General features: G+C 61.3%; 24 protein-coding genes. 13 read left to right on the top strand and 11 right to left on the bottom strand.

What is annotated here, in order from left to right:
- Positions 1–66 precede the first annotated feature (66 nt).
- Complete coding sequence (locus CVS27_RS18465; protein ID WP_103467322.1) at positions 67–645, bottom strand: antibiotic biosynthesis monooxygenase; 579 nt, start codon at positions 643–645, stop codon at positions 67–69.
- A 125-nt stretch (positions 646–770) separates the two neighbouring features.
- Between CVS27_RS18465 and CVS27_RS20600 the strand changes: the two genes are divergently transcribed.
- The 3 genes from CVS27_RS20600 to CVS27_RS18450 all read left to right on the top strand — a co-directional run bounded on the left by CVS27_RS20600 (position 771) and on the right by CVS27_RS18450 (position 2,088).
- Positions 771–1,262 carry a hypothetical protein gene (locus CVS27_RS20600; protein WP_133162992.1) on the top strand — a complete coding sequence of 164 codons (492 nt, stop codon included), beginning with the start codon at positions 771–773 and terminating at the stop codon, positions 1,260–1,262.
- Between the two features lie 122 nt (positions 1,263–1,384).
- Positions 1,385–1,621, top strand: a complete 237-nt coding sequence (locus tag CVS27_RS20945; RefSeq protein WP_165788167.1) for a hypothetical protein — start codon at positions 1,385–1,387, stop codon at positions 1,619–1,621.
- A 2-nt stretch (positions 1,622–1,623) separates the two neighbouring features.
- Complete coding sequence (locus tag CVS27_RS18450) at positions 1,624–2,088, top strand: lysozyme (RefSeq protein WP_165788166.1); 465 nt, start codon at positions 1,624–1,626, stop codon at positions 2,086–2,088.
- A gap of 548 nt (positions 2,089–2,636) precedes the next feature.
- Here CVS27_RS18450 and CVS27_RS18445 read toward each other — a convergent pair.
- Positions 2,637–3,680: an LLM class flavin-dependent oxidoreductase gene (locus CVS27_RS18445; RefSeq protein WP_103467318.1), complete on the bottom strand. Its 1,044-nt coding sequence runs from the start codon at positions 3,678–3,680 to the stop codon at positions 2,637–2,639.
- 168 nt (positions 3,681–3,848) lie between these two features.
- Here CVS27_RS18445 and CVS27_RS18440 point away from each other — a divergent pair, with 168 nt between their 5' ends.
- Positions 3,849–4,130 carry a DUF4190 domain-containing protein gene (locus CVS27_RS18440; protein WP_103467317.1) on the top strand — a complete coding sequence of 94 codons (282 nt, stop codon included), beginning with the start codon at positions 3,849–3,851 and terminating at the stop codon, positions 4,128–4,130.
- A 59-nt stretch (positions 4,131–4,189) separates the two neighbouring features.
- On the opposite strand, the gene CVS27_RS18435 is transcribed toward CVS27_RS18440, so the two are convergent.
- Positions 4,190–4,789: a helix-turn-helix transcriptional regulator gene (locus tag CVS27_RS18435; protein ID WP_103467316.1), complete on the bottom strand. Its 600-nt coding sequence runs from the start codon at positions 4,787–4,789 to the stop codon at positions 4,190–4,192.
- Positions 4,790–4,837: 48 nt separating this feature from the next.
- On the opposite strand from CVS27_RS18435, the gene CVS27_RS18430 reads away from it, so the two are divergent.
- From CVS27_RS18430 to CVS27_RS18420, 3 genes are all read left to right on the top strand, one after another.
- Entirely contained in the window at positions 4,838–5,695 is an 858-nt protein-coding gene (locus CVS27_RS18430; RefSeq protein ID WP_207767565.1) for a class I SAM-dependent methyltransferase, read from the top strand.
- Positions 5,696–5,776: 81 nt separating this feature from the next.
- A complete protein-coding gene (locus CVS27_RS18425; RefSeq protein ID WP_103467314.1) occupies positions 5,777–6,298 on the top strand; it encodes a MarR family winged helix-turn-helix transcriptional regulator in 522 nt (173 codons plus the stop codon).
- The gene (locus CVS27_RS18420) at positions 6,295–6,717 is read left to right on the top strand and encodes an organic hydroperoxide resistance protein (protein ID WP_103467313.1); all 423 of its coding nucleotides are present in this window, start codon (positions 6,295–6,297) and stop codon (positions 6,715–6,717) included. The genes CVS27_RS18425 and CVS27_RS18420 overlap by 4 nt, the downstream gene beginning before the upstream one ends.
- A gap of 36 nt (positions 6,718–6,753) precedes the next feature.
- Here CVS27_RS18420 and CVS27_RS18415 read toward each other — a convergent pair whose 3' ends face one another.
- A complete protein-coding gene (locus tag CVS27_RS18415) occupies positions 6,754–7,326 on the bottom strand; it encodes a TetR/AcrR family transcriptional regulator (RefSeq protein ID WP_103467312.1) in 573 nt (190 codons plus the stop codon).
- A 148-nt stretch (positions 7,327–7,474) separates the two neighbouring features.
- Here CVS27_RS18415 and CVS27_RS18410 point away from each other — a divergent pair, with 148 nt between their 5' ends.
- Positions 7,475–8,392: an NAD(P)-dependent oxidoreductase gene (locus tag CVS27_RS18410; protein ID WP_133162991.1), complete on the top strand. Its 918-nt coding sequence runs from the start codon at positions 7,475–7,477 to the stop codon at positions 8,390–8,392.
- Here the strand turns inward: CVS27_RS18410 and CVS27_RS18405 are convergent.
- The 6 genes from CVS27_RS18405 to arsB all read right to left on the bottom strand — a co-directional run bounded on the left by CVS27_RS18405 (position 8,389) and on the right by arsB (position 13,421).
- Positions 8,389–8,811 (bottom strand): arsenate-mycothiol transferase ArsC, encoded by a 423-nt coding sequence (locus tag CVS27_RS18405; protein ID WP_103467310.1) that lies wholly within the window; start codon positions 8,809–8,811, stop codon positions 8,389–8,391. The two genes, CVS27_RS18410 and CVS27_RS18405, sit on opposite strands and share 4 nt — an antisense overlap.
- On the bottom strand, positions 8,808–9,308 hold the full coding sequence (locus CVS27_RS18400; RefSeq protein WP_165788165.1) for a universal stress protein: 501 nt from the start codon (positions 9,306–9,308) through the stop codon (positions 8,808–8,810). The genes CVS27_RS18405 and CVS27_RS18400 overlap by 4 nt, the downstream gene beginning before the upstream one ends.
- Positions 9,309–9,441: 133 nt before the next feature.
- Complete coding sequence (locus CVS27_RS18395) at positions 9,442–10,845, bottom strand: FAD-dependent oxidoreductase (protein WP_103467308.1); 1,404 nt, start codon at positions 10,843–10,845, stop codon at positions 9,442–9,444.
- Positions 10,846–10,902: 57 nt separating this feature from the next.
- A complete protein-coding gene (gene trxB, locus CVS27_RS18390) occupies positions 10,903–11,877 on the bottom strand; it encodes a thioredoxin-disulfide reductase (protein ID WP_103467307.1) in 975 nt (324 codons plus the stop codon).
- Positions 11,878–11,891: 14 nt separating this feature from the next.
- On the bottom strand, positions 11,892–12,314 hold the full coding sequence (locus CVS27_RS18385) for an arsenate reductase ArsC (protein ID WP_103467306.1): 423 nt from the start codon (positions 12,312–12,314) through the stop codon (positions 11,892–11,894).
- Between the two features lie 27 nt (positions 12,315–12,341).
- Positions 12,342–13,421 carry an ACR3 family arsenite efflux transporter gene (gene arsB / locus CVS27_RS18380; protein ID WP_279325076.1) on the bottom strand — a complete coding sequence of 360 codons (1,080 nt, stop codon included), beginning with the start codon at positions 13,419–13,421 and terminating at the stop codon, positions 12,342–12,344.
- A 98-nt stretch (positions 13,422–13,519) separates the two neighbouring features.
- Here arsB and CVS27_RS18375 point away from each other — a divergent pair, with 98 nt between their 5' ends.
- From CVS27_RS18375 to arfB, 4 genes are all read left to right on the top strand, one after another.
- Complete coding sequence (locus CVS27_RS18375; protein ID WP_103467349.1) at positions 13,520–13,870, top strand: ArsR/SmtB family transcription factor; 351 nt, start codon at positions 13,520–13,522, stop codon at positions 13,868–13,870.
- A 35-nt stretch (positions 13,871–13,905) separates the two neighbouring features.
- Complete coding sequence (locus tag CVS27_RS18370; RefSeq protein ID WP_103467348.1) at positions 13,906–14,382, top strand: GNAT family N-acetyltransferase; 477 nt, start codon at positions 13,906–13,908, stop codon at positions 14,380–14,382.
- Positions 14,383–14,454: 72 nt separating this feature from the next.
- A complete protein-coding gene (locus CVS27_RS18365; RefSeq protein WP_103467304.1) occupies positions 14,455–15,027 on the top strand; it encodes a GNAT family N-acetyltransferase in 573 nt (190 codons plus the stop codon).
- A 47-nt stretch (positions 15,028–15,074) separates the two neighbouring features.
- Complete coding sequence (gene arfB / locus CVS27_RS18360) at positions 15,075–15,497, top strand: alternative ribosome rescue aminoacyl-tRNA hydrolase ArfB (RefSeq protein WP_103467303.1); 423 nt, start codon at positions 15,075–15,077, stop codon at positions 15,495–15,497.
- Positions 15,498–15,720: 223 nt separating this feature from the next.
- Here the strand turns inward: arfB and CVS27_RS18355 are convergent, their stop codons facing one another.
- Positions 15,721–17,253 (bottom strand): polysaccharide deacetylase family protein, encoded by a 1,533-nt coding sequence (locus tag CVS27_RS18355; RefSeq protein ID WP_103467302.1) that lies wholly within the window; start codon positions 17,251–17,253, stop codon positions 15,721–15,723.
- Between the two features lie 262 nt (positions 17,254–17,515).
- Here CVS27_RS18355 and CVS27_RS18350 point away from each other — a divergent pair.
- Positions 17,516–17,766, top strand: a 251-nt coding sequence (locus CVS27_RS18350; protein WP_133162990.1) for a hypothetical protein, incomplete at its 3' end; no start/stop codon positions are given.

Here is a 17,766-nt window from a genome sequence, read left to right as displayed (position 1 = left end):
GCCGTGCGTTACTGGAGCGTTACTGGCCCAGCGCCGACTTGGGACAGGCGCATCAGTAAGGTCCCCTTAGCGGGCTTCACGAACCTTTCGAGGTGCGTGCAGCCACGGCTTCAGCAGGCGCGTGCTCAGGGGCAGCAGGAGATACGTCATGATGGGCGTCAAGAGGCAGACATTCAGGAGCACGGCAAACGGTAGTGGCCAGTGTCCGGTGATCGGGTGCAGCAGGAAGTTGGACAGCAGGCTCAGGGGGAAGAACGGCAGGAAGATGCTCACGGCCTGCTTCCACCGCGGGGGCACAACGGTTTCCGGCACGCTGATCGACACGTCGCCCGGCTGATCGAACCATCCCTCAATGCCAGTGCGGTGCTCCACACGGGTAATTTCCATCAGCCCGCCAGCACTGTCAATCCACCAGCTGCGCTCGTGCGAATCATCCCAGGCGCGCAGCGAGGCCACATCGGAGAACCGGTACATGACATGCCATTCATCCGAGTCCGGCCCCGTCCGCACCCAGCCGGAGCCCAGGTAGCCGGGCCACTCGCGCGCCAACTCTTGTCCGGCGTGCGCCCATGCGGCAAATTGGCGGTGGTACCCGGGCTGAACCGTGCGGGCAATGGAAACTGTAACGGGCTGGAGATCTAACACGCAGCAATTCTATGGGCAATCCGCAAGACCCATCCACCATGTGGACCAGCCTATGAGTTAGGACACCCTGGGGCGCCACTCGGGGCCTTTTGAATCCTCGAGCAAATCAGCAAGACGGTGCGCTGATGGAATTCATTTTGAGGCTACCTTTGAGGACTTTTTGGGTCTACGATCACGATATTGGTTGCATTTCATTGATTTCGATTCACCGGGAGGTTCCAATGAAATTTTTTCCATCGGAGGATGCTGATACTTTCGCAGAAAGGCTGAGCCGCGAATGGAATTCTCGCCATCCATTCAAACCCATGCCGCAGGTCACCATGAACCCCACAGCGGAACAACTTGCAGATCCCTTGTGGCAGGAGGCGCGACAGATTTGGAACGACGTGGCGAGCCAGCTTCCTGCGGTGACTAATCCGCCTGCAATTCCTGCTGCAGCATCCTGGATTGCCGTCATTGGTGGAATGATGTGCCCCGAGGGTCACCGTGTGGGCACCGACGCCGCGTTTTGCGCAAAATGTGGAAAGAGCGTCCCGTTTGGGCTGGGGCGTACAGCAGATGAAAAGACAGCGGACTGGTGGAACCGTTTTTCAATTCAGCAGATGAGGCAATTCTGATGGTTGCGGAAGATTTCTCTCAGGCTTCACTGCTAGTGAGATCGTGTTCCTTTGCTGAGACTCATTTTAAGCTGGTGGTTCGCGAGTGTGACGCACCCGGTGCCCCGAAACGCTGGGGTCCGGTGACCGCTGTCCACACTCAAGGCTCGTTCCACTACCGCCACAGGGCCGCGGACATTAGCGGATCCGAAGCCAACATGCAGCGATTCGTCGCGTGGGCGCTGAGAACCCATCTGGATGAACTCGCCGAGCTCATCCACAACCCGGGCGGTTCCGTGGACAACGGCATAGTTGTTCCCGCCTCATTTTGGGGTTCAGCATGGGGTCGCCACACCAATCACGTTCACTTTGCGATTTAGCCATGGCCAATGGCGCGCTCAGCTCGGCTGGTTTGGCGTTCATTGCACGCTGGGAGGGATATCGGGGCAGACTGTACAACGACGCCGCAGGCCACTGCACCATCGGTTACGGACATTTGGTGCATCTGGGCCGCTGCAATGGATCCGAGCCGCCGATTTTTCTTGACGGGATTACCAACAAGGAAGGGCTGGACCTCCTCAACCGTGACGCTAGCAAAGCGGTCAGGAGCGTCAATGCCGAAGTGGTCGTGCCATTGACGCAACATAAGTTTGATGCTCTGGTGAGCTTTGCGTTTAACGTTGGACCTCAGGCATTCGCAGATTCGACCCTACTTAAAAAGGTGAACTTGGGCCAGCACAAACTGGTACCCGCCCAAATGGCGCTGTGGACCAATCACGGATTGCCGGGGCTGGTGAACCGCCGGCGGGCTGAAGCGAAGCTTTACGTTCAGGGCGACTACCAATGATGTAGGACCCAACCAGCCCCACGTGTTGGGTCGCCGTACTCAGCCACTCATGGTTACCGGAAATCGATTGCATATCTGAGGGAAACGAGAATGATAGACACCTCAGAATTGACTGGAAGCACCACAACCTCGCTACTTCGAACGTAGCGGAATTTGGGTTTCTACCCCTATCGAGGACACAGCGGCGCTGCTGCCGCATGTGGCATCGACTTTGCCGGCGTACTCATGGATCCTACTGATCAATAAGTCCGCTTCAGCCAAAGTGCTTCTTGTTGTTCCCATGTGTGGCAATGAAGCCCAAGATCACCGTCACAACAACAATGACGCCAATTGCCACAGCCAAACCCATCATGTCCATGACCCATCAATTCCTTAGTCCGTTCCCGGTCATCAGGCCGGCAGGCAAACAGGTCCAGGGATGTTCTGGTTGACGTTTACCTCCTTCCATCATGCACCCGCCGGGGCAATGCCACTAGAGCAAACGGCCATCCTTCCGGCCCCGTGGGGCGCCGACGGGGCCCGATGCGCCGTCGAACCACTCCAAGGACCTATTTTTTGGCCAGCAGTCGCTCCACGCGGGGCTTGACCTCTGTGGCCAGCAGCGTGATGGATTCCAGCAGGTGCTCGTGGGGTAGGCCGCCGATGTCTGTCTGCAGGAAGTGGCGCATGTGCCCCATGTAGCCGTGCAGATGAACAATGCGCCGGGCAACCTCGTCCGGATCGCCAACATAGTAGGCCCCGGGTGCTTCCGCCTGGGCCAGGTAGGCGCTCTTGTCCGGGGCGGGCCAGCCGCGCAGGCGGCCCATTTCAACGTTCAGGTTGTGCCAGCCCTGGTAGAAACGATCCAGCGCTTCCTTCTTGGTGGGTGCCACCAAACCCAGCACGGCCACAGAGACCTTGATGTCATCCCCAGTGTGTCCTGCCTGTTCCGCTGACTTCCTGTAGAGCTCGGCCAACGGTGCAAAGCGGTGCGGCGCCCCGCCGATGATGCCGTAGGAGATGGGGAGACCCAGGCTTCCTGCTCGGGCGGACGACGCCGGGCTGCCGCCAGTGGCTATCCACAGGGGCAGTTTCCCTTGAACGGGGCGCGGCACCACGGCCAGGTTGCCAATGTTGGGCCGGACGGTGCCCTCCCAGGTGACATTTTCATCGCCGGAGTTGTTGATGGTCATCAGCAGATTGAGCTTCTCGGAGTACAGCTGGTCGTAGTCACGCAGATCGAAGCCAAAGAGCGGGAAGGTCTCCACGGAGGAGCCGCGGCCGGCGGTGATTTCAATGCGGCCGCCTCCGGAGATGGCATCGGCGGTGGCGAACTGTTGGAAGACGCGGACGGGATCGTCGGTGCTGATGATGCTGGCGGCACTGCCCAGCTTGATGTTGTTGGTCGCTGCCGCGGCGGCCGCCAGCATGGCCCCGGGTGACGACGCCGGCATGGTCACAGTGTGGTGCTCCCCCACACCAAAGTAGTCCAGTCCGGCGTTGTCGGCATGGACAATCGCGTCAAACAGGTTCTTGATCGCCTCGGACGTTGTGCGAGACGTTCCGTCCGCGTTGAGCGGGGTGTCGCCAAAACTATATGCGCCAATTTCCATGACTGTCTCCAAAGCATTCAGAATGTGTTGTTTTTCAGATCATATTTCAAACAGATCATATTTCAAACAGATCATATTTACAAAAGGGTTCGTGTCTAGCGAACATTTTCCGGTGTGCTGCAACAGAATTGACTGAAGACGCCGCCATCCCGCCCGAAAGGCGAAAACATGAGCCAGCAAAATCCCTCCAGTTCACCCGTGAGCAACGGAGGGGTCAAACAGCCGCTGCGCCCGGCGTTCAGCAAGCAAGCCATCGCCGGCTTTGTTGTGGCCTGCATCAGCATGGCCATTTTCGGCTTCATAGCTGTTGCTGCTGTGTTTTTATGCGTGCGGGCACTCGGTGAGATTCGCGCCGGGGTGGTGCGCGGCCGCGGGCTGGCCATCGCCGGCATTGCGGTGGGAGTCGTGAGCTTTGCGTTCTACGTGGCCAATATGTTCATGCAGAACTAGTCCACCCGGCAGGGTGATCAAGCCTAATCAGGAGTGGTTCACCCTCATGGAACATAATGTCAGTGCGCTGCCTGGCCGACGGCGTGATCCCCTGCGTGAAGGTGGGCCCGCCCGCCATCGTGGTTGAAAATGGTGAGGATTTCCACGGGACCTTCGTGGGCACCGATGAAGTGCGGGACCATGGTGGAGAACTCGGCAACCTCGCCCGGGTGGACAAGGATGGTCCGCTCCCCCAGCTCCAGCTTGGCAATCCCGGAGAGCACAGTGAACCAATCCCGGCCGGCATGAATACTGCGCTGTTCGACCCCGTTGGGCCGTTCCGGGGTGATGCGCATTTTCGCCACGGTCTTGCCGTGCAGGCCGTCTTCGCTTGACAGGATCCACGCAGTGAGACCCTGGGAATGCCCCGCTTGGGGACGGATCACCACATCCTCATCGCTGCCGGATTCAACCAGCGCATCCAGCGTGGTGCCCAGCGCCCGGGCGATTGGCACCAGTTGGTCCAGCGCAATTCTGCGGTGACCGGTTTCAATGCGGCTCAGCGTTGAGGGGCTGAGGCCGCAGCGGGCCGCAAGGTTGTCCAGCGACCAGCCAAGGGCCAGCCGCAGTCCACGAATGCGCTGCCGGATAACACTGTCCATCTCCAGTTCTTGCGTCATACGCAAAAGCCTATGCCATTTCCGCACGGGATGGCTAGTGTGGAGTACATGACTACTCACGGGCACCACCAGCACGGCCATGACAACCACAACGGGCACTCGCACGGCGCAGGCCTGGCAGAATCGCTGACTTTGGACGCCCTGATCCTGGGCACCTACTTGGAGCAGGCAACCGCGCTGGCCGTCGAGCTGACACCAACCCCCGGCGTCATCATCGATGCCGGATCGGGCTCGGGTGTGGGCACCGTGGCGCTGGCGCAGCGCTTTGAAAACGCGCACATCATTGCCCTGGACAAGTCGGCTGACATGCTGGGCCAGACGCTTGAGGCTGCTAGCAAGAATGGTCTAACCGGGCAGGTGACAACAGTTCTTGCCGATCTCGATGACGCCTGGCCCGAGGTTGCGGCCGCCGATCTCATCTGGGCCTCCTCCTCACTCCACGAGGTTGCCGACCCCGAACGGAGCATGGGTGAGATGTTTGCCGGCCTCAATGCGGGTGGCTTGCTGATGGTCATTGAAATGGACGGCCTGCCCTGCTTCCTTTCCGCGGCGACACTTGCGGACGGCACCGAACTTGCAGCCCTGGAAGCGAGGCTGCACGCAGCCCTGGCCCAAATGCGCTGGAATCACCATCCCGATTGGCGGGCCGGGCTGGAACGCGCCGGGTTCGACGTCGTCGAGCAGCGCAGTTATACGGCCGTTGGCAACTCGACGCCGGACCTGGCCTCCCGCTACGCCCGCATGTTCCTGGAGCGCATCCGCACAGCCATGGACGACGTGGCAACAGCCGCGGATCTGGCCATCTTGGACAGCCTGCTGGCCAGCGATGGTCCCGAATCACTGGCCAGCAGGACTGACCTGCAAGTGCGGGGCAGCCGCACCGTGTGGGCAGCGCGAAAACCATAGGCCGACCGCCGAGAGGCCGGGTTCGGGTGCCCCGCTTCACGCAACAACATTGTGCGCAATTTAGTTGTGTACACTATAGCTATGCCCAACAATGAGTACAGCCTTGATTCGATGGTCTGCTTTGCGATCTATTCAGCGTCCAACGCTGTGGCCAAGGCGCACCGGGTGGTTTTGGAGCCATGGGAGCTGACGTACACGCAGTACATCGTGCTGCTGGAGACCAACGTTTCCGCCGACGGCATTAGCGTCAGTGAACTCGGCGCCAGAATGAATCTCGATTCCGGCACCCTGTCCCCCCTGCTGCGCCGGCTCGATGCGCGGGGGCTGGTATCGCGGGTGCGCAGGTCCCCTGATGAACGCGTGGTGACGGTGGAAATCACTGCTACCGGCGCGGCGATGCTTCAGGAACTGCGCACCGCGCTGCACGGCCTGCGCGGCGCCTATGGCTTTGACAGCCAGGACCAGGCCGATCATCTTGTCAAGGAACTGCACCGCATCACCGAAGGCATGCGCCACTTGACGGCATCCACCCACGACCTGGCAAACTCGCCTAGCCGCACCCTCGATGCCTCATCTTCCTCTGCACCGAAAGGCAACTCATGAATTCTCTGTACACCGCCGAAGCCCTCGCCACCGGGGCCGGCCGCAACGGACATGTCCGCTCCTCCGACGGCCGCATTGACGTGGGCCTGTCTGTCCCGAAGGAAATGGGTGGCATGGGGGAAGGATCCAACCCCGAGCAGCTCTTCGCCGCCGGCTACGCTGCGTGTTTCCACTCTGCCCTGCAGCTGGTGGCGCGCACCCAGAAGGTGGACATCACCGACTCCTCGGTGGGCGGCCAGGTCCAGATTGGCGCCAATGGCAAGGGCGGCTTTGAGCTCGCCGTACTGCTCGAAGTGGTGCTGCCGGGCATTGAAACAGCGGCCGCACAAGCCTTGGCTGACGCCGCGCATCAAGTCTGCCCCTATTCAAATGCCACCAGGGGCAACATCGACGTCACCATCTCGGTATCTGAGGACTAACTCCCAGGCCGGCCCTAGTGTGCGTCGGTCCGCGGCCTACTGGCCCGGACCGGCCGCCATGGCTGACGCTTGTGCGACGACGGCGGCACGCCGGGCGTCCACGCCATCACCGGACATGATTTCTCCCAGTTGCGGCAGGGCCCACCAGCCCGTGGCCAACGTGACGATTGACAGTAAAAGCTGCGTGGCCTCAGGACCACTCAGCTGCGGACATGCGGCCCGGATGAGCGCCGCATTCTCCGCGCAGGCGCCAGCCCTTGGGTCAGTCACGCCTTCACGATCCCCGCGCTCCAGGCCCTCCCACGCCAAAAGGCGCGGCAATTGCGGGCGAGCGGTGTATTCATCGAAGAGACACCCTGCGAATTCGCCCACCGCGGCAATGCCGTTACCCTCCAGTGGTACGGCCATGAGGAAACACTCCAAGGCTCGCAACAAGACAGCATCAAACAAGCCCTCCTTATTGCCAAAATACTGGTAAATCCGCTCCTTATTGACACCCGCATCACGTGCGACGGCGTCAACCCGCGTCCCAGCCAAACCCTTCTGCGCGAACTGCTCCGTGGCAGCATCGAGCAACAGTGTCCGAGTTCGCGCCGTATCCCAAGCCATGGTTTCAGCTTAGCCCAACTCCCAACTGTTTAGTTGCAAATACGGCTGGTGGCGTCTATCGTCGGAGAATTACCAACTAAACATTTGGAGATTCATGGACAACGATCAGCACCCGGCTAGCCCTGGCAACGACCCAAAGGCGCCACCAGTGCGGGTTCTCCTGCTTGGTGCCCGGGGTGCCGTTGGCAGGCATCTCCACACCGCTCTGGTGGCTGCCGGCCACGAGGTCACGCGGGCAGGGCGAACCCCGGCCGATGGATGGCTGCGCTTTGACGCTGGTGGCAGCGACTTGGGTGAGCTGCAGCGCGCAAGCCAGCTGCACGACGTCGTAGTCAACGCCTCCGGCGTGGAAAACCCGGCGTTGGGGACGGCCCTTTCACAGGCCACACTCGTTGACATCAGCGCCAGTGCCGGTTACCTTGCCCAGCTGCGCTCAGAGTCACCCCAGGCGTCCATGATTCTTGGGGCGGGCTTGGCTCCGGGCCTCAGCACTCTCATGGCGGCGTCCTTGGACAAAGAGCCTGGCGACGACGTGGACGTGGCGCTCATGCTCGGAGCCGGCGAGAAGCACGGGCCGGCGGCAGTGGAATGGACCCAGAGGCTCATCGGGGCCCCGCTGGTGAACCCGGTGGAAAACCATCCCGTCATGAACCTGCGTGAGCGTCGTACTTTCCACGACGGTGGTCGAACCCGCGGCTACCTGAGGGCGGATTTTCCGGATCACCTGCTCCTTGGCAACTCCTCGAGCATCCGCGTGCGCAACTACTTTGCCCTGGACTCCCCCGCTGCCACCTGGGCACTGGGCGCCGTGGCCCGCTTTCCCGCTGCCCGGCGGCTCATCACCATGGTTCCGCCGATGGGCAGCGAGGACTGGTCAATTGTGGCGACCAACAGAAGGACGGGCCAAACCCGCCGGGCTTGGGGCAGCAATCAGTCCAGCGCCACGGGGGTGTTGGCGGCACGAGTTGTGGACGCACTGGCCATCTCACGTCCGTCGAAGCCCGTGGCGATCACCTCCGTCATGGGCCTCGATGACATCGTCACCGCCGGCATCAATCTGGACTAGCTACCCACACTCCCAAGCATTTCCTGGGCCAGGAGGCTTACCCTGATGCTGATGTCGTCCCGGACCAGGCGCATCCGTTCCATCCCCTCGATCCCCCGTTCAGAGGGTTCATCGGTGTCCCAGTTGCGAATTTCGATTCCGGGAACCGGGTCCACGACGGCCTCGCTGCCGAGGGTAACTATCAAGCTGACGTCCCCCAGCATGTCGGGGGTGATGGGCTTGGTGTGTTCTGCGCCCATGTCAATCCCCAATTCCACCAGGGATTCCACTGATTGGGAGTTCAGGGACGAGCCGGGTTTGGTCCCGGCGGTGTAAACGGTGACGGCATCTTTGGTGAGGTGGCGCATGAGTCCGCCGGCCATTTGGGACTTTCCGCCGTTCTTGACGCATACGAACAGGACGCCTGGTTTGCTGGTCATTGTGCGTCCGGGGACGGGATACCCAGTACCGGGACGGTTTGGGTGGTCATGAGGTGGTGGAACATCGAGCCAGAGACAAGATCATCAACTTTGGCAATGATTCCCGGTCGTCTGGCACCCACAACAATGGTGGAGGCTTTCACGGCAGCAGCCAGTCGGCCAATCGCCAGGGCCGGGTCACCGCCGATGATTCGCAAGGACCACGCCGTGGCATGGTTGGCTGCACCGGCTGCAAGGTTTTCCTTCAGCTCCGCCGCCGCAATGGAGGTTTCCTCCTCCGGCTCAACCGCAGTGTTCACCGCATTTGGCAGGACAAAGTCCCCTGGGGCCCATTCGATCCGGGAGCTGGCCGGGTCCACGAACGCCGCAATCAGTGGAGCATTTAGGCTGTGCGCCAATTCCAGGGCCTTCACCCACACCACTGGATTCTGATCGGGTATGACTCCGACGACGACGGGGGAACCACTAAAACTTGCCTTGCCTGCGTGATCGCTCACAATGACACCTTCCTAGCCTTTACGTATGGACAATCTTCGATCTTCTAGTCAAGATCTTCCAATCAAGATACCGCTTACCAGCATAGACCGGGCGACGGCACTGCTTTGTATTGGTCATGGCCGCTTCCTCGGCTTACTCCGCGATGGTGGCGGTTCGGCCGTGAGCCAGGCCGGTGGGAATTCCGATCAAAACCGGTTCCGGTGTTGCACAGCACGATGATGACGCAGCGTCCTGCTCCTGGTTGTCTTCGGCGGGGGCGTCGCAACTGCCGCCGAGGTCTGTGGAGCAGACACCGGTTTCTGGCAGCTCGAGGTGAACCTGATCGGCCGCATTCTGGTCTCCGGCCAGTGCGGCGACAATGGAGCGGACCTGCTCGTAGCCGGTGGCGAGCAGGAAGGTGGGGGCGCGGCCGTAGGACTTCATCCCGGCAATGTAGAAGTCCTTGTCCGGGTGCGCCAGGACCTTGGCGCCGTGGGCGGGAACTGTGCCGCAGGAGTGGAATTCCGGGTCGATCAAAGGTCCCAGATCTCGGGGTGCTTCCACGGCAGGATCCAGTTCCAGGCGGATCTCGCGCAGGATGTCCAGGTCGGGGCGGAACCCGGTGGCGGGGATCAGCAGATCTACCTCCAGGGTCACGTCCCCGTCCGGGGTAGCGCCGGTGACGGCCAGTCTCTGACCGACAGTGAAGGAGAGAGTCGTGAAGGAGGTGTGCAGTTCGATGTGTCCGTCTTCAACGAGTTTACGTAGCCGGGTGCCGAGCTGACCGCGGGCCGGCAGGCCGTCCAAGTCTCCGCCACCGTAGAGGCGCGAGGCATCGGGGCCGCGGACGGCCCAGCTGATCCGGGTGCCCGGTTCATTCTTGGCCAGCTGGCCCAGCGACAACAGAGTGTTGGCTGCCGAGTGGCCAGCACCGATGACCAGGACATGTCTGCCAGTGAATCGGGCTCGGTCAGCCCCAGTGACATCCGGCAACGGCTCGGTGATGAGCCTGGCCGCGATGGCTTCAGCCTCACCGGGCGCCGGGAGGCCGGCTTGACCCAGGGGGTTGGGGTCCGCCCACGTGCCCGATGTGTCAACCACGGCGCGCACGTGGTGGTCGGTTACTGTCCCGTCTACGGTTTGGACGCGCACCAGGAACGGCCGCTCGTCACGGCCACGGGAGTGGGTCTTGTCCATGCCAACCCGGCTCACAGCTGTCACGGTGGAAGAGGTCTGCAGAGCAGCACTGATGGCCGGGACAGCGGCTAGCGGATTCAGGTACTGTTCCACGAGCTCGGCTCCGAAGGGCAAAGAAGTCAATCGGGGTTCGCGCCAACCGGTGTGCTCGAGCAGGCGCCGGGAGGCCGGGTCAATGTTGTGTTCCCACGAAGAGAACAGGCGGATGTGCCCCCACTTGCTAATGGCCGTACCCACTGCCTCGCCCTTTTCAAAGATGAGCGGAGTGAGGCCACGTTCGATGAGGTTCGCGGCCGTGGCCAGACCTACCGGGCCGGCTCCGATGATGGCAACTGGCAGGTCGCGTAATTGATTCGTCATGTCCGTGGTTCTCCTCGTGATGATAAGTATCAGGTTGCTGTGGTGCTGTGGAGTCGCTTAGGCGTGGGCTGATTCTTCCACCAAGGCGGTGGCGATACTGTCTGCATCGTCCAAGGCGGCTAGGTAGCGTTCTGCATCCAGGGCGGCGGCGCAGCCGGTCCCGGCGGCGGTGATCGCTTGGCGGTAGCGGTGATCCACAGCGTCCCCGCAAGCAAAGACACCGGTGAGGTTCGTGACAGTGGTCGGCGCATCGACCCGAATGTACCCTTCATCATCCAAATCGACTTGTCCCACAACCAGTTCGGTCCGCGGCACATGACCAATGGCCACGAAGACGCCGGTGGCAGCCAGTTCGCGGGATTCCCCGGTGACGGTGTCCTCCACAGTCACACTGCTGACCTTCATTTCGCCGTGAATGGCTGTGATGGCCGAGTTGTAGGCGAAACGGATTTTTGGGTTGTCCTTGGCGCGCTGGGCCATGATCTTCGAAGCCCGCAGTTCCCCGCGGCGCACGATCACGGTGACAGACTTGGCGAACCGAGTCAGGAAGGTGGCTTCCTCCATGGCGGAATCCCCACCACCGACGACGATGATGTCTTGTTCACGGAAGAAGAACCCATCGCAGGTGGCACACCAGGAGACGCCGTGGCCGGAAAACTTCTTCTCCTCGGGCAGTCCAAGTTCCTTATAGGCGGATCCAGTGGCCAGAATAATGGCCGGGGCCTCAAAGCTGTCTCCTGCAGCTGTCGTCACGCTTTTGAGGTGACCGGTGAGGGTGGTGGAGGTGACGTCATCGAAGATGATGCGGGCGCCGAACTTCTCGGCCTGCTCCTGCAGACCGTCCATGAGCTCGGGGCCTTGAATGCCGGCCGGGAAGCCCGGGAAGTTCTCCACCTCTGTGGTGTTCATCAGCGCACCTCCCGCAGTGACGGCACCGGCTATGACCAGCGGGGATAATCCAGCTCGGGCGGCGTAGATTGCGGCCGTGTACCCGGCGGGGCCGGAGCCAATGATGAGGAGCTGTTCTGTCATGACAGGATCCTTTTCTAGCTTGCGGGCAGGAGGTCGGCGATGAGGGCCTGAATGCGGGCTTTGATGTCGTCTCGGATGGGGCGGACTGAGTCCACACCCTGCCCTGCCGGATCTTCGAGTTCCCAGTCCTCGTATCGCTTGCCGGGGAAGAAGGGGCAGGTGTCGCCACAGCCCATGGTGATGACGACGTCGGATTCCTTGACTGCTTCTGTGGTGAGGATCTTGGGGATCTCGGTGGACATGTCGATGCCCTCTTCAGCCATGGCCTCCACGGCAGCCGGGTTGACCGAGGCTGCCGGCTGGGACCCGGCGGAGCGGACCTCAATGGCCCCGTTGGAGAGGGTGGTGAGGTAGGCGGCAGCCATCTGGGAGCGTCCGGCGTTGTGCACGCAGACGAACAGAACGGAGGGCTTTTTGGTGGTTTCGGTGGTGCTCATGAGTTCATGCTCCTTAAGTAGTGGGGGTTAGTTGGTGAAGAATCGTTTGCGCGCCCACAAGGCGACGTAGACAAGGGCAACTAGGACTGGCACCTCAATCAGCGGCCCGACGACGCCAGCCAGGGCTTGGCCGCTGGTGACGCCGAAGGTTCCGATCGCTACGGCGATGGCGAGCTCAAAGTTGTTGCCGGAGGCGGTGAATGCAAGCGTGGTGGTTTTCGCGTATCCCAACTTCAGGGCCCGGCCGATCATCATGCTGGCACCGAAGACGACGATGAAGTACACCAGCAGTGGCAAGGCAATCCGGGCCACATCCAGCGGATTGGAAGTGATGGAGTCACCCTGGAGTGCAAAGAGCAGCACGATGGTGAACAGCAGGCCATACAGTGCCCACGGGCCGAGCTTGGGCAGGAACTTGCCCTCATACCACTCCCGGCCCTTGACCTTCTCACCGATCGCGCGGGTCAGGAATCCTGCCAGCAGCGGGATGCCGAGGAAGATCAGCACCGAGGCGGTGATGGCCCAGAAGGAGAAGTCAGCGGACGTCGTCGGAAGTCCCAGCCAGCCCGGGAGCACCTGGAGGTAGAACCAGCCCAGGGCGCCGAAGGCGAAAACCTGGAACACCGAGTTGATCAACACCAAAACGGTGGCGGCTTCGCGGTCACCGCAGGCCAGATCGTTCCAGATCATGACCATGGCAATGCAACGGGCCAGGCCAACAATGATCAAGCCCGTGCGGTATTCGGGCAGGTCGGGAACAAAGATCCACGCCAGCGCGAACATGAAGGCCGGTGCCGCTACCCAGTTGATGATCAGCGAGGTGATTAACAACTTGCGATCGGCCATGACTTTGCCGGTTTCGTTGTAGCGAACCTTTGCCAGTACCGGGTACATCATGACCAGCAAGCCAATGGCGATGGGCAGTGACACCGATCCGACTTTTACCGCATCCAGAGCGCTGTTCAAACCCGGAATGAACTTGCCCAACAAGAGGCCAATGACCATGGCTGCGATGATCCAGACCGGCAGGAACCGGTCCAGAGTGGAGAGTTTGCCGACGACGGCAGCCTCCCCGGGAATGGAAGGGGTGATGCTCTTGGTACTCACAAAGCTCCTAGCCGGTCTAACATAAGATTGATGATTGTCGATACAGAAAGTATTGACCCCTATATCGACAATTGTCAATCTATGGGCATAATGGTTACATGAACACTGCATTAACGGTCGAGACACCCACCGAACTACTCTGCTGCGAACCCGGCGGACAGTCCGTGCTCAACGCCGAGGCTGCCCAAGAATCTGCCCGGATACTTAAGGCACTCTCGGATCCGAACCGGCTGCGGCTGCTTTCAATCGTCAAGGCTGGCGACGGCGGCGAAGCCTGTGTGTGTGACCTTACGGAACCGTTGGACCTGGGCCAGCCCACCGTCTCCCACCACCTGAAGATTTTGGTTGACGCCGGACTCCTGGAGCGTGAGAAGCGCGGCACCTGGGCGTACTACTCCCTGGTTCCCGGTGCCCTGGAACGCGCCGCCGCCATGATCACGGCACTATGACAGCATCGGGACGATCTGGCATGCAGATCCGCCTCATGGCCAGCAGTGATTGGGCTGCGGTGGAACGCATCTACGCTCACGGAATCGCCACAGGCAATGCCACGTTTGAGGCACGGGTCCCCGCCGAGTCTGACTTCTTCGCTTCTCGCAAGCCCGAGCTGTGCCTGGTGGCGGAGGACTCCGATGGTGCTGTCGTTGGCTGGGCTGCCGCAGCATCTACTTCCACACGGGAATCCTACCGGGGCGTCGTGGAGCACTCCATCTATGTTGATCCAGAGCATGGCGGTCGCGGCATCGCCACCCTCCTGCTCCACGAGCTGATCGGCAGGGCCCGTGAGAATGGGTACTGGACTGTTCAGTCCGGGATTTTCGTTGAGAACCTGCCCAGCCGCGCGCTCCACTCCAAGGCGGGCTTTCGGGAGATTGGCCGCCGCGAACGCATAGCCTTGATGAGCCACGGCCCTTGGGCCGGGCAATGGCGCGACACCATTCTGTACGAACTCCGCCTCTAGCCACCACAGGCCGGGGCGGGCAAGCTGACCGGGTGCATTGTCAGTACCGGATCTTGGTGCGAGAGTGAATTCATGAAGATCAGCGTCCGCCCGGCAACAACGTTCGAGGATGTCAAGACAATGGTGGGCCCCAAACGCCCCGATGCCAACGTTTGCTGGTGCCTGAGCTACCGCATTCCGTCCAGGGACAACGTGGCCCTGCGGGGGCCCGCTCGCGGTGAACTTGTGGAGCAATTGTGCCGCCAGGATCCGCCGCCCGGGGTGTTGGCCTACGACGGCGACGAGGTAGTTGGGTGGGCCGGTGTGCAGCCACGGGCCGGCACTGGGTTTGCCCGGAACCGAAAGATTCCGCACGTGGATTCCGTGGACGTGTGGTCTGTGTGGTGCATCCGGGTGCGGCCCGGGCACCGGGGTAAGGGCATTTCACACAGTCTGCTGGCAGGCGCCGTCGACTTTGCCAGGGGACAAGGCGCTCCCGCACTTGAGGGATACCCGGTGGATAATCAGGGCCGGAAGGTGGATCTGACCATGGCCTACGTGGGCACCCGCAAGCTGTTCGAGAGCGCCGGCTTCACCAAGACAGCTGACACCAACTCTGTCCTCAACGGTTTCCCGCGCGTGTTGATGCGGCTTGACCTGGGCTGAATTGAAGCCTCGCGCCGCCAACGGACACCCCGTGCAAGACTTGAACCATGGACCTCGAAGTTTCACCCGCGCTCACGATCCCGGCACAGGAGCTCAGCTGGCGGTTCTCACGGTCGTCGGGTCCCGGCGGCCAGCATGTGAACACCTCGGACAGCCGGGCCGAACTCTCATGGAATGTTGCTGAGTCAGCCGCACTTTCGGATGAACAACGGGAGTTGCTGCTCACCCGGCTGGATCGTCGGCTGGTTGGTTCAACCGTCACGGTGGCCGCGTCGGAGCAGCGCTCCCAATTACGCAATCGCGAGATCGCGCTGGCGAAGCTGGCCCAAATCATTGCAGCTGGCCTCGCCCCGGCAGCCGCTCCGCGCCGCCCCACAAAGTCCAGTCGCGGTTCAAAGCTGCGGCACATGGCCACCAAACAGCAACGATCCGCCACGAAACGGCAACGCCAGCGGCCATACCCCGACTAGCACCGCTTCGGTGCCCTGCCCCGACGAATGTTCTTGTGGATTCATGATCCTGAAGATTCGTGGCAGGTCTGTTGATTCGCCGTCCGAAGCTCAAGTGGATGGCGTGGCAGTTTGCTCGGTTCCGAGCGATTTTGACATGTCCTTGACGCCTGCCAGGCGGGACGGTGTCTAGGTGGGGTTCATACTGTTGGCACCGGCGTGGCTAGCTGCCGTGTGAACCCGACTACCGGCCCGGTGTGCACGGGGACACTGTGCCGCGGCAGAAATAGGCGCGACCGTTTTGGAGTTCAATGCCGTGGAAGAGTTGCGGGACTGTCACCAGGTGGTAACCCATTCCCTGCAAGCTAGTGATCAGCTGATCTTGCCCATCAACTGTGGACGCATGGATGTCGTGCTGGAGGATGATCGCCCCGGGCTTCACGAGCTTGAGAATCTTGGGAACAAAGATGTCCTTGTTTCGGGACTGCCAGTCCAGGGAATCTACCGACCAGTTAATCAGGGGCAGCCCAGCATTGGTGTTGACCCGTGCGTTGCTGGCGCCATATGGGGGGCGTAGATACGCCGGGGCCACCCCGGCCATCTTGTTGATAATGGCGGAGGTGCCCTGAATCTCCTCCCTGACGCCGGCTGCGGAAAGCTTCGTTAGATCCGGGTGGCGCATGGTGTGATTGGCAAGCACATGACCGTCCGCCGCAGCAGCGGCAGAAATTTGCGGGTGCGTTGCAACGTAGATCCCTTGTTGAAAAAACGTGGCATGGATTTTTCGGGAGGCAAGGACACCCAATAGACGTTTCGTTTGCTCGTTGGGTCCGTCGTCGTAGGTCAAAGCGGCACACGGCACAACATCGCAGTTGACGTGCTCTTGCCCTGCCGCAGCAAGTGTCAGTGGCGTCAGCGGCCGTGGCGCCGTGGCGAGTTGCTGCATCCGACTGCCAAGATCCGAAAGTAGCCGTGTGCTGGACTTGGCTGTGATGTGGACAGTCACCGGGTCAGTTAGCGGGGCACCGTTTGTGGGGTCGATGGTCAGGGGCACCACCAAATCACCGACGGGGCTAAACGCCGCACCACTGAGCAATGCTTGGACCGGCGGAGGTACGGCGGCCGGCGCGCTTGAAGCCGGTGCCGTTGATGCTGGCGTGGCGCTGGTAGTTGGAGAGTTGTCAGAGGGTGCCGAAGATTTTGTCTCCGCAGCAATTGCTTCGCCCAGGAGTTGTCGGATCTTTTCGTTGCTGTCGCTGGAAATCAGCGCTGCTCCTGGCAGGATTTCCCCGGTAGACAAGTTGGTGAATTCAGTGGTGACCGAAACAAGGGACTCGGTTCCGCGGTCCACTTGCCACCGGGTCATTCGTGTTCCAACCATCGCGTCGCCTGTCGCAATGATCGCGTGGTCTAGTTTGAGGCCCCTGTCCATCAGCGGTACTGCCGGGTCGGGCACGGACGGGTCGTAGCGCCCACCAGCGTTGTGGTCAAACAGTCCCAACAGGCCGGCATCCAACCGGTTGTTGTATGACTCCGCTCCACTGAGATAGACCCAGCGGGCCGACACGGGAGTGGCGGTGCCCGTGCGCAGGGATTCCGGCAAGGCTCCCGGAATGCCCGCAGGGTCCAGCGCCGGGACAGGCTCCCCGAGCGAGGACTCAGGTGGCGGCGGAGGTGGCGGGCTGGAGGCAACCCGCGCCGGCAAAATGCTGCACGAGCTCAACGACACTGCCAACACGGCCAGCAACAACGGTCTGTGGTTGACAGAAAATGGCATGGATTGTGTGTCCCCAAATACTCGAAGCAAAGTTCGTCCCAGTTTAGGCCAACTGAGGCACCGGCAGCGTCACACAATGGCAGCTCCGCGTTGCGTGGCTGCAGTCGACTTGCGATTCCAGTGAGATGCTGCCGACACCACCACTACAGTTCCACGTCAGTTCGGGCCAACGTCCATTACTTCCATCTCCCTGCGGATTATAAATCGAATATATGTTCTAAAAAGTCTTCCCTTGAAGTCGTTCAGCGCCTAAAATTGGAGTATGGGCACCGTCAATTGGCCCGGCAGCAACAGGGTTTCCAGCCCTGCCGGTCAGCCGTTTCTGGATCAGGCTCCCGACCACTGGTCGGAGGCAGCTGACGGGGGATGTGCGGATGCCGAGTTCGCCAGGCTGATGGCCAGTGACCCTTTCGCCGATGACCCCCACATGAAGAATGTGACGTGGGTGGGCCCATCCCGGACGATCTCGGCGGATGAATGGGCCACGCTGGTCCAGACGCTTGACGGCGACGG

The sequence above is a fragment of the Arthrobacter glacialis genome, from assembly GCF_002909445.1.
In the GTDB taxonomy this organism is placed as follows: domain Bacteria; phylum Actinomycetota; class Actinomycetes; order Actinomycetales; family Micrococcaceae; genus Specibacter; species Specibacter glacialis.
This window is presented reverse-complemented; position numbering and strand designations above follow the sequence as displayed.